Raw genomic sequence first — 8322 nt, 5'->3', positions numbered from 1 at the left:
CCGCAGGACTGGCAACCGACTGGACTGGACTGGACACCATGCCGACATACCGCTTCCCCTCAGCCCCGGACGCATACTTCGAGGACTTTCTCCAGAAGTCGGAGCAGATCAGGAACGAGCGGCTCGCCGCGGCGATCCCGAAATCCCTGATCGAGCCGCGGGTTGCCCGCGGGTTATTGGGCTTCGCCGTGAGCTGGGCACTCTATATCGGCGCGGTCGTGAGCATGAGCTTCGCCCCGTACTGGCCGCTGTACCTGCCGCTGCTGATGGTGGCCGGGCTGGGCGGGTGGGGCCTGCACTGCATCGCCCACGACTGCGGGCACAACTCCTTCTCCCGATCCCGCTGGTTCAACATTGCCGTCGGGCATGTGTCGCTGCTGCCGCTGATCTATCCTTTCCACGCCTGGCGGCACGCGCACAACATGCACCACACCCACACCAACAACCTGGAGCTGGACACCGACTGGCGGCCCATTCCGGCCGCGCTGTATGACCGGATGCCGCGCTGGGAGAAAATGATCTATCATGGCACCCGCACCTGGGCGTTCTGGGGCGGCACCATCAACTACTGGCGGGTGTCCGGGTTCCGGCCGAGCTTCTTTCCGAAGAAGGAGATGCGCCGCGACGCCCGGCGCTCGATCCTGTTCGTCGCGGCGGTCTGTGCCGGGTACTTCCCGGTGCTCGTCTACTACACCGGGGCGACCGGGTTCCTGCTGTACTTCGTCGGCCCGTGGCTCGCCACGCATGCCTGGTTCAGCGCCACCACGCTGATGCATCACAGCTCCCGTGATGTGCCCTACCTGACATCCGAGCACTGGACCCGCAATGCCAGCCGGCTGCTGCTCACGACGGACTACGCCTACCCGCGATGGCTGCTTTTCCTGACCCACAACATTTCGATCCACACCGCACACCATGTGGCCCCGGTTGTCCCGTTCTATAACCTCACCAAGGCACAGGCCGCTTTGAAGCGCGCCTACCCGGGCATGATCCGGGAACGTGAGGTGAAGATACGGCACCTGTGGCACATCCTGCGTCGCTGCCATTTCTATGACACGGCGTCCGGCTTTTACATGGACTTCTCCCGAGCGCATGTCCCGCCCCAGGAGCGGCGGACGGTCAAGGAGCTTCCGCAGACCGTCGGGGCGGGCTCGTGACACCGGTCGCGATCCGCCGCCTGGGCTACAGCGTGTTGCGGTCGGTAGCACCCGTTCGAGCCGGGCGGCTGGCCGCCGACACCTTCAGCGACACCCGCCCGCTCGGGGTGTACCCCGACGACGTATCGCCGCTGGGTGCTCGCGGCTTCCGGGTGGACGGTGAGCCCCGGGTGCGCGGCGGCTACCTGTGGGGGGACCAGGGCCCGACCGTCCTGCTCGTGCATGGCTGGGGGGCTGACAGCAGCAGCATGCACGGGCTGATCAGCCCGCTGCGGCAGCTGGGTTTCCGGGTGGCGGCGTTTGACGCCCCGGGGCACGGCGTCTCCGCCGGCTCACAGGCGACGATGACCGAGTTCACCCGGGCAACCGGGACGGTGCTGGACACCCTCGGCGGGGTGCGGGCGGTCATCGCCCACTCGCTGGGCTCGATCGCCGCGGTCGGCGCGCTGGCGCCACGTCCGGCGATGCCCGTCGACTGCCTCGCCTTCGTCGCCCCGGCCGCCTCGCTGGCGGGTGTCCTTGAACGGTGGTCGGCTGGTCGGCCGGAAATGTCCCGGCCGGTCGTCGACCGTATCTACGCTGAGTTGCACCGGCGTAACGGGGTGCCGGTCAGTCACTGGGACGTGGTGGGGCTGGGGCGGACGTTGGACTGCCCGAAGCTGGCGATCCACGACCCCGGCGACCCGGTGGTCCCGTTCTCCGACGCCGAAGCCATCGCCGCGGGCCTGCGTACCGTACGTCTGGCGGTGGCCCCGGGCCACGGCCACCTCGGCATTCTCATGGCGGCCCGGGTGACGGCCGCCGTCTCGGCCTTTGTGGCCGAGCACGTCCCGCCCAAGCACGTCGTGTCAGCGCACGTTCCGGAGAGTGAGGCATCGGTCGGATGAAGCCGGAAACCATGGTCAGAGGCAAGGCGTGGATGTGCCTGGTCTGCGGCTGGACCTACTACGAGGACCTGGGGCTGCCCGACGAGGGCATCGCGCCGGGCACGGCCTGGGGAGACATCCCCGACTCCTGGACCTGCCCCAACTGCGGGGTCGGCAAGAACGACTTTGTCATGGCCCCACTGTGACTCTGCTGTATGCGGAACCTGCCGTTGCCAGGGCCGGGTCAGGACGTCGCCACCGGCTCGGTGTGGGAGACGAGCGCGCCGCGACCGGTTGGCGAATGCAGACCTGACCCGGCGGGCTCCCCGCAGTGCCGGCACACCAGCACCGGATCCAGGACCTCACCGCAGGTGTGCCGCCAGCGCACCGGCGGGTCACCGGCGTTCAGGTGCTGGTCGCCCCACTTCATCAGGCTGAGCAGCACGTCGGTGAGGTTTTTCCCGGCGGGCGTCAGATGGTATTCATAACGTGGCGGATGATCGCTGTATTGTTCCCGCCGGACAATGCCGACGGCCTCCAGCTTCCGCAGCCGTACGGTCAGGATGTCGCGCGGCGCCCCGGTACTGCGCACAATACCGTCAAACCTGCGCACACCGAGCATGAGCTCTCGGATGGCCAGCAATGTCCAACGTTCGCCAACCAGGTGCAGAGTGTCGGCGATGGAACATGCACGCGGATCCGGCCCTTTCGGCATGGATCTATTGTACGGGCCATCGACAGGGCTGTTCCCGTCATGCCCGCGACGAGACCGGGTGAGCGCCCTGCCAGCCGACGGGCCACCGCCATCCGGATGACCGATTTTCCTGTTATATACGGTTATGAACCATTATCATTCATTGTGATCAGGTCGGGGAGTGCCCGCGGGGGAGAAGTAGGCACGCGGCCGCACCGGCGGCGATCGCGGCCAAGGTGAACAGCCAGCCGCTGTCGTAGGCGTGTACGGCGACCGCGACACCCTCGCCCCGGGCCGGGGCCAGGGCCGCGACGAGCATCGCGACACCGAGCACGGTGCCGAGCTGGCGAGCCATGGTGACCACCGCCGAACCGGTGGAGAAGCTCTGTGGCGGCAGCGCGGTGACGGCCGCGCTGATCAGGGTGGGCAGGGTCAGGCCCACCCCGACACCGGTGAGCAGCATGCCCGGCAGCATCCCCCGCAGATAGGTGGGGTCAGGCTCGAGCAGCAGCGCCCACCAGGCAATCCCGCAGCCGAAGAGAACACAACCGGCTGCGGCGACAAAGCCCGCACCGATCCGCCGGGCCAGCGGTCCTGCGCCGACGGCCAGTGCCGGCACCATGAGCGGTCCCGGCGCGATCGCGAGGCCGGTACGCAGTGCCGACCAGGTCCAGACCTGCTGGCACCACAGGATGATGGACAACAGCATCGCCGCGAACGCGACGGAGAACAGGAGCGCGGCCAGGGCCGCGCCCCTGAACACGGGCACCCGCAGCAGCGGCAGCGGCAGGATCGGCGCCGGGTGACGTGCCGAGCGGTACACGAACACGACGAGGAGAACCACCCCGGTCACCAGCGAGACGAGCGTCCTTCCCGAGGCCCAGCCCCAGTCCTGGCCGCGGACCAGGCAAAGGGTCAGCACGGCGATCGCCACGATGAAAACACCCGCACCGGGCAGGTCGGGGCGGGCGGCGTTCAGCCGCGCGGGAGTACGCGGCAGGATCCCCGGACCGAGGAGAAGGACGGCGAGGCCGAAGGGAAGGTTGACCAGGAAGACCCATCGCCAGTCCAGTTCGGTCAGCAGGCCACCGACGACCGGGCCGACCGCGGCGGCCAGGCCGCTGATGGCCGTCCAGGCCCGGACCGTGGAGCCCCGCCGCTGCGGCGGGGCGGCCGCGAGCAGGAGCCCCAGCGAAGCGGGGATGAGCATGGCCGCGCCCGCGGCCTGGACGGCCCGAGCGGCGACCAGCGCCCAGACGCTCGGCGCCAGCGCGCACAGCGCCGAGGCCACGGTGAAGACGCCGATACCCCACAGGTAGGCCCGCCGCGGGCTGGTGCGGTCCGCCAGGCTGCCTGCCGGTACCAGCAGCGCGGCAAAGAGCACCGCGTAGGCGTTGAGCACCCAGGACAACGAAGCCAGGGACGATCCGCCGAAGTGTGTGCCGATCCGCGGCAGCGCCACGTTGACGATGAACAGGTCGAGGTTGGACATGGCCACGCCCGCGGCGACGACGGCGAAGACCGGGCCGAGGCGCACGTGGGCCACCGAGCGGCCCGCGGCGGCGGTACCCGTGTCGGTGGGAGACGTGTCGGTGGTGGCGGTGAGCGCTACGGAGACCGGTGGGGATGCGTTGGCGGCCTCGTTGTCCTGAACGCTCACGGATCCCTCACAGGTGAGTTGGCAAACACAACTGATGTGTTGGAGGGTACGGTACCGGCGGTCGGCGTGAGAAGCGACCCCAGGAAGGCTCGGCCCGACGTACGGAGCCAGGAAAACAAAAACAGCCGCTCACTGTCATGGTCATCTGGTCCTGGACGCCTCCGCGTCGAGGAACTGGTTGGCCTGGAGAGTGAACAGCTCGCGGTAAATGCCGGACCGGGTCATCAGCCCGGCGTGCGTACCCTCGTCGACCACCAGGCCGTCGTCGAGGACGTAGATGCGATCGGCGGTGCGGACGCTGGCGAGCCGGTGGGTGATCAGTAGAACCGTCCGCTCCCGTGCCAGCTCGCGAATCAGGTTGAACAAAGCCTGCTCGGCACGGGCGTCGAGGGCCGCGGAGGGCTCGTCCGCAATGAGGAATGGCGCATCCCGATAGACCGCCCGCGCGCAGGCGATCCGCTGCCACTGGCCGCCGGACAGGTCGTGCCCGGCGTTGTACTGGCGCGCCAGGGACGTATCGTAACCATATGGTAACTTTCCGATCACTTCGGCTGCGCCGGTCGCCTCCGCGGGGGGGATGACGCTGTCCGGCCCGTCCGTGGCCAGGCGCCCGATCCGGCCGACGGCTATGTTGAGCCGGGCCGACATCGGCCACTGTGTGTAGCTTTGCGGGATCAAACCGATATTCGACCGGACGCTGTCCGGGTCGACCTCGGCGAGAACGGTGTCATCCCAGCTCACTGTGCCGGAGTCCGGCTCGTACAGGCCTGCGAGGATCTTCGCGAGCGTGGATTTGCCGCTGCCGTTGGCGCCTACGAATGCGACGACCTCGCCCTTGCGCAGCTCCACCGTGACCCCGCGCAGCGCCGGGGTGTCGGTACGGGGGTATGCGTAGGTGACGTTGTCGGCTCTGATCACTGTTGGGTTGGCCGGCGCCAGGCGTGCCCGGGGCCGGGGCACCCGGCGGGTCGCCTCCGCGATCCAGCTCCGGTACTCGCCGAAGTAGAGGAAGTTCTCATAGGCGCTGTTGAGGCTGTTCAAAGCCGAGGACAGGGCGCCCCGGCCGTTACGGATCGCCAACACCGCCGTGCCCGCGGCGGCGAGCGGCATGATGCCCGTGTTGAGCAGCACGATCAGCGTCCCGTAGACAGCGCCCAGCGCGAGCCCTGACACGGCCTCGCCGGTCAGCCGGTACACCGCTTGCCCGCGGCCGACGCGCACCTGCTCGGCCTCGTGCTCGCGGGCCAGGGCGGTGTACTCGTCGAGCAGGAACCGGCCGAGACCGAACGATCGGATCTCCGCGGCGCAGCCGCGTTCCGTCATGTGGTGCCGCAACATGTACTGGCGCCTGACCGGGCGGATGTGACCCAGCCAGGACGCGTGCGCGAGCCTGGCGGAACGTACCGACGCCCAGCCGTCCGGCACGATCGAGATCACCAGCAGCGGTAACAGGACGGGGTGCAGCACGCCGAGGACGCTGCCGGCGGCAGCGATCTGCACCCCCGAGGTAAGCACGTCGACCGTGTTGTCGACAAGTTGACGCCCGCTCGCGGCACCCCGCTCCGCGGCATCGAGATCGTCGACGAACCCGGGGTCGTCAAAGGCCATCACGGAGGTACGGGTGGCCAGCTCGAGCAGCCGGATGAGCGAGACACGGTCGACCCGGGGACCGAAGCGGGTCCGCAGGAAATTGTTGACCATCGACAGTCCGGTCCGGACAATCCCAGCGCCGACGACGAGCGCGAGCGCGGGCAATGCCGCCATCAGCCGCCGCGGGGTCGGCCCCTCCCTGAGCAACGCGCCGAGCGCGCCGGCCACCGCAAGCAGCCCACCAGCCTCCACAATCCCGGACAGCACCCGCAGGGTGACCATGGTGATCAACCCAGCCCGGTCGGACTCCCAGGCCAGCGACCAGGCGAGTCGGAACAGCCCCGGCAGCCGCTTGGCCATGATGAGAAAACCGGTCTGTGCCAGCGTCCGGTCGTGCTTCGACCACGGCCGGGAGGTGGCTTCGTCCTCCCGGCCATAGGTCAGGACGGGGTCGCGTGCCAGCGGCGGGCTGCCGGCAGGTTCCGGGGCTGGTGCGTTCGGCGAGGTGGGCGTACGTGCGGACACGGGCTCTTCCAGGGACGGTGGCGTGTCTCGCTGGGGCAGAACAGGACTGCTGTCGGCAAGGTCTCGATCCACAGTTCCAGCCTCGATGACAGCGAGGGCACGCGTCCCGCCTTCAAAAGATCGATCTTTGTCATCCGTGGTCTCGCGCCGTGGTCTTGTGCCCGAACAAGCCGCACCGCCACGGCGGTCGTGCACGACCGCCGTGGCGGCTCCATGGCCTGTGCCCTACGGATCTCGCCAAAAGAGTCAAGAAGCTCCGGCAATAGGACTGTCCGGTTCGCGCCGCCCGGTCGGCGGCTCGCGTGCCTCAGCCCCGCGACGCCGCGACGGCGTTGGTTACCTCGCGGTGGATGGGTGTGCCGGACGGCGGCAGCCCAGCCATCGTCATACAGGCTCGGCCCAGGATACGCGAATATCGCTGTCGTTCGCATGCGGTTATCCAGCCTCAGCTGCTATCTCGATTACTTCGAGAATTACTTCGAGATTCGCTGGACCGCGGCGGAGCCGTCCGGTGCGGGGCTCTTCGCGGGGACTGGCCTGTCAGCCACTCCGTCGTGCGCCGACTGGTTGTGCGCTGACTGGTTGTATGACGACCTGGCGGGCCTCGGCCCGGCCCGGGCACCGCTGCTCCCTACCGCCTCCCAGCAGGTGAAGCTTCTTCCGGCACGGAACAGAAGGAGCCGAACGGCCTGCGGTCGGCTGCCATCTGGCTCTGCCGCGCGGACATTTTCCTCTTTTAAAGAAATTGTGTCCGCGGTTCAGTGAACCTGTTGGCTGTGTACCAGCGCAACCTCGGGCAACAAACATGGTCGATGGCCTCCGGTTGGCCCCTCCTGCGAAAGCGAGACCTCTGGTGAGTATCTACGACGCTATCGGCGGCGCAACGGCCGTGCAGGCCACGGTCGACGAGTTCTACGTCCGGGTGATGGCCGATCCCAGTCTTGCCCCCTTCTTTGCCAATCGGGACCTGACTCGCGTCAAGGCGCATCAGCGGGCGTTCATCGCCGCGGCGATCGGTGGTCCCGAGATCTACCAGGGGCGGGACATGGCTGCGGTACACGCCGTGTTCGGCGCTACCAACGCACACTTCGACGCGGTGGTGGATCATCTGGTTGCGGCATTGAAAAGCCTCGGCGTCCCGGCGGAAACCACCAGCCAGATCGGAGCCGCCCTTGCCCCGCTGCGTTCCGATATTGTCTCGGTATCATCGTAGCAACTCATGTCATAAATGACACCGCCGGAGTGATATGGCGGGCCTTGTCAGCGCAGCCTGCGCCGTGCGGCTCATTGCGGAATAAGAGCGCCTGGCAATAGGAGTGTGGATCAAGGAGCGGGGCTGGGGTGCGTGCATCGCGAGACCGACGAGCCGGGGTACCCGTGCATCGCGCGGCGATGGATGGGGAGCGATGACGTGAGGTGCGCGCCCCAACCCCGCGCTGCCCCAACCCCGCGCTGCCCCAACCCCGCGCTGCCCCAACCCCGCGCTGCCGCGTCCCCGCGCTGCCGCGTTCCCTGTTGTTGATCGCTACAGGGTAGCGGTTCTGGGTGCCGGCGGTGATCGCGGTAGACAAGCCAGCGGGGATGCCAGTCGCACCCCCATCCGCCGGGAAGGGCTCAAGGTCAGGCGCCGACCGGCGCGGCTCCGAGGAGATTCAAGATCATTTATTGCCCGCCGGCCTGACGGGACCCTTGCGTCAGCAACGGTGCGAGCCGTGTAGAGTCTGTTTCGTTGCAGGTCCGACAGGGCATGCACGTCCGGGTGGCGGAATGGCAGACGCGCTAGCTTGAGGTGCTAGTGCCCTCTAAGGGCGTGGGGGTTCAAGTCCCCCC

At 68.1% G+C, this 8322-nt stretch carries 8 protein-coding genes; 5 read left to right on the top strand and 3 right to left on the bottom strand.

Features of this window, described 5'->3' with window-relative positions:
* The first annotated feature begins 38 nt into the window (after positions 1-38).
* Genes MJ785_RS10225 through MJ785_RS10215 form a run of 3 tightly spaced genes read left to right on the top strand, consistent with a single transcriptional unit; the run spans position 39 to position 2229 of the window.
* The gene (locus MJ785_RS10225) at positions 39-1157 is read left to right on the top strand and encodes a fatty acid desaturase (protein WP_239405232.1); all 1119 of its coding nucleotides are present in this window, start codon (positions 39-41) and stop codon (positions 1155-1157) included.
* Complete coding sequence (locus tag MJ785_RS10220; protein WP_239380583.1) at positions 1154-2044, top strand: alpha/beta fold hydrolase; 891 nt, start codon at positions 1154-1156, stop codon at positions 2042-2044. The genes MJ785_RS10225 and MJ785_RS10220 overlap by 4 nt, the downstream gene beginning before the upstream one ends.
* Positions 2045-2055: 11 nt before the next feature.
* Positions 2056-2229, top strand: a complete 174-nt coding sequence (locus MJ785_RS10215) for a rubredoxin (RefSeq protein WP_239380581.1) — start codon at positions 2056-2058, stop codon at positions 2227-2229.
* A 38-nt stretch (positions 2230-2267) separates the two neighbouring features.
* Here the strand turns inward: MJ785_RS10215 and MJ785_RS10210 are convergent, their stop codons facing one another.
* From MJ785_RS10210 to MJ785_RS10200, 3 genes are all read right to left on the bottom strand, one after another.
* A complete protein-coding gene (locus MJ785_RS10210) occupies positions 2268-2738 on the bottom strand; it encodes a helix-turn-helix domain-containing protein (RefSeq protein WP_239346806.1) in 471 nt (156 codons plus the stop codon).
* 148 nt (positions 2739-2886) lie between these two features.
* Positions 2887-4377, bottom strand: coding sequence for an MFS transporter (locus tag MJ785_RS10205; protein WP_239380579.1), 1491 nt, complete (start codon positions 4375-4377; stop codon positions 2887-2889).
* A 141-nt stretch (positions 4378-4518) separates the two neighbouring features.
* Positions 4519-6492 carry an ABC transporter ATP-binding protein gene (locus MJ785_RS10200; protein ID WP_239312289.1) on the bottom strand — a complete coding sequence of 658 codons (1974 nt, stop codon included), beginning with the start codon at positions 6490-6492 and terminating at the stop codon, positions 4519-4521.
* 429 nt (positions 6493-6921) lie between these two features.
* On the opposite strand from MJ785_RS10200, the gene MJ785_RS10195 reads away from it, so the two are divergent.
* Positions 6922-7257, top strand: a complete 336-nt coding sequence (locus MJ785_RS10195) for a hypothetical protein (protein ID WP_239380578.1) — start codon at positions 6922-6924, stop codon at positions 7255-7257.
* A gap of 88 nt (positions 7258-7345) precedes the next feature.
* Positions 7346-7705, top strand: a complete 360-nt coding sequence (locus MJ785_RS10190; protein WP_239380577.1) for a group 1 truncated hemoglobin — start codon at positions 7346-7348, stop codon at positions 7703-7705.
* The last annotated feature ends 617 nt before the right edge of the window (positions 7706-8322 follow it).

The sequence above is a fragment of the Protofrankia sp. CiT1 genome, assembly GCF_917627335.1.
Lineage (GTDB): Bacteria > Actinomycetota > Actinomycetes > Frankiales > Frankiaceae > Protofrankia.
This window is presented reverse-complemented; position numbering and strand designations above follow the sequence as displayed.